We start from the raw sequence: 2,602 nt of genomic DNA, 5'->3' as shown, positions 1-2,602 counted from the left end.
CACACTGGATCTTCAGTGAACACAAAACCTGTGGGAGCGAGCCTGCTCGCGAAGAGGCCATCAGCTTCACTGAAGCGTTAACTGATGCCGATACGGCAAATCCGGCCCGGTTTTGCCACAAGTCAGAGCAGCTGCCTGTACCGCAAACCGAACCATGCCGTCGATCTGCTCACGACTGAGCCGCTGCAAACCCTCTATCGAATCCATCTGCTGCTCGGTCAACCAGGCAATCAACGCCGCCTGGAACGTATCGCCAGCCCCCACGGTATCGGCGATCTGTACCGAACAGGCCGGCACCGACCACGACCCAAACGCACGACTGAACACCGTCGCACCTTCACCACCCCGGGTCAGGAACACCAACTGGCAGCGATGCTGCAGCCAGCCGTCGATGACCCGCGCGGGATCCTGCTCGGGATACAGCAGGCTCAAGTCCTCATCGCTGACCTTGATCAGATCGGCATGCTCGACCAGGGTGGCAATCCGCGAACGCCACAGTTCGATGTTCGGTTGCGGATTGAGCCGCACGTTGGGATCGAGGCTGATCAGTCGCTTGCCGCTTTCGCGCTGCACCAGTGCCAGCAAGGTATCGGCAATCGGTTGCACCACCAGCGAGAACGAGCCGATATGCAGTCCGCGCACCTCAGGCCCGAGCGTCGGCAGATGTTCGGGCCTCAACTGCCTGTCAGCGCAGCCTTCACCCCGGAAGCTGTAGTGCGGCGAGCCATTGGCGCCGACCGCGACCATCGCCAGGGTCGTGGGCGCGGCGCAATCCAGCAGATAGTCCGTGCGCACACCTTCTTCCTGCAGCACTTGCAGCAAACGCCGACCCAGGTAGTCGGTGGACAGCCCGGCAAGCAGCGCGGCGTCCACGCCCAAACGACGCAAACCCACGGCGACGTTGAACGGCGAGCCGCCGGCAATGGCCTTGAAATTCACTTTTGAAGCCAGACCGCTGGCATCGTTTTCACTGAAGAAATCGAACAGCGCTTCGCCACACACCAGATACATAGTTGTTCGCTCTTTAAAGGGTTGCGACATGCTGTTGATAGCGTTCATAGGCCTTTTGCGAGGCTGTTACGTTTTCGGCAATCGGCAGGGTTTCACTGGCCTGGTCGAGTTTCACGCAACGCGCGCACAGATCGGCCAGACTGTCCTCTTGCCCGTTTGCCCAGGACTTGCACCAGGCCGCCTGAATCGCCGCGCCAAGGGCGGCGGCTTCACTTTGCGCGGTGCAGATCACGGGGGTGTTCATGGTATCGGCGACGATCTGCCGCCACACCTGACTTTTCGAGCCACCGCCGATCAGGCAGATGCTGCGGCTTTGTAAGCCATTGTGGCGCATCAGGTCCAGCCCATATCGCAATCCGAACGTGGTGCCTTCGACCACGGCACGGCACAGGTTGGCCCGGGTCAGATTGGTCATGGTCAAGCCCAGCACGCTACCGGTGGCGTGGGGCAGGGCGGGGACACGTTCACCGTTGAGGAACGGCAGTATGCACACTCCTTCGGCCCCGATGGGGGACTGGCTCACCAGGTCGTTGAAGGGTTCGACGTCGAGTTCCAACAATTCACGAATGACGCCGGTGGCATTGGTCAGGTTCATGGTGCAGATCAGCGGCAGCCAGCCGCCACTGGAAGAACAGAAGGTCGCGACCGACGCATCCGCGCTGATTTTCGGCTGGTCGGCATAGGCGTAAACCGTGCCGGATGAACCGAGGCTCATGGTGATCGCGCCGGGCTGGATGTTGCCGGTGCCGATGGCACCCATCATGTTGTCGCCGCCGCCGCTGGACACCCGCGCTTGCGGGTTGATGCCCAGGTGTTCGGCGATACCCGGCAGTACGGTGCCGACAGCCGCGTGGGCGTCGATCAGTTCCGGCAGCGCGGCTTGCAGGCGCCCGGTGGGGTCGATGTCGCGCAGTAACTGCAAATCCCACTGACGGCTGCGCACGTTGAAGTAGCCGGTGCCGGAAGCATCGCCGTATTCGCTGCAACTGCGGCCGGTGAGCCAATAGTTGAGGTAGTCATGGGGCAGCAGGATGCGGGCGATACGGGAAAAGACTTCCGGGTGTTGCTCTTTGGTCCACAGCAGCTTGGACAGGGTGTACCCCGGTGCGATAACCACGCCAAGGCGTTCCAGCGAGCCCTTTTCGCCGCCCAGATGAGCCAGCAATCGATCGTTTTCCGCGATGGTTTCGGTGTCGCACCAGAGTTTGGCCGGGCGCAGGACCTGGCCCTGATCGTCGAGCAGCACCAGGCCATGTTGCTGGCCGGAAACGCCGATGCCGAGGATGTCCATGCCGTCGACATTGGCCGCCAACAGCGCGCGGCGGGTGGCGAGGGTGAACGCTTCCAGCCATTGCGTGGTGTCTTGCTCGCGACGACCGTTGGCGCCGCTGATCAGCGTATGCGCCGCCGAGCCCTGGCCCAGGACCTGGCCGCTGAGGGCATCGAGGATAAGGGCTTTGGTACCTTGGGTGCCGCAGTCGATGCCCAGGAATAGTTGTCGGGTAGCCATGGAAAAGTCCTTGGTGTGTCAGGTCGATCTCGGTGAAGCCCTTCGCGAGCAGGCTCGCTCCCACATTTGAAATGCATTCCC

2 protein-coding genes are annotated in these 2,602 nt (G+C 62.0%); both read right to left on the bottom strand.

Annotated elements, in window-relative coordinates:
* Positions 1–66: 66 nt before the first annotated feature.
* A complete protein-coding gene (locus ACW9HW_RS29770) occupies positions 67–1,011 on the bottom strand; it encodes a carbohydrate kinase family protein (RefSeq protein WP_457402906.1) in 945 nt (314 codons plus the stop codon).
* Between the two features lie 13 nt (positions 1,012–1,024).
* A complete protein-coding gene (xylB, locus tag ACW9HW_RS29765; protein WP_457402904.1) occupies positions 1,025–2,521 on the bottom strand; it encodes a xylulokinase in 1,497 nt (498 codons plus the stop codon).
* Positions 2,522–2,602: the final 81 nt, after the last annotated feature.

The organism is Pseudomonas sp. SDO5532_S415, from assembly GCF_054071155.1.
Note: the sequence above shows the minus strand (reverse complement) of the source record. Positions and strands in the feature narration are given on the sequence as shown.

Coding starts and splice junctions, on each gene's coding strand:
- ACW9HW_RS29770 (WP_457402906.1), bottom strand. CDS start 1,011: ATGTATCTGGTGTGTGGCGAAGCGCTGTTCGATTTCTTCAGTGAAAAC.
- xylB (WP_457402904.1), bottom strand. CDS start 2,521: ATGGCTACCCGACAACTATTCCTGGGCATCGACTGCGGCACCCAAGGT.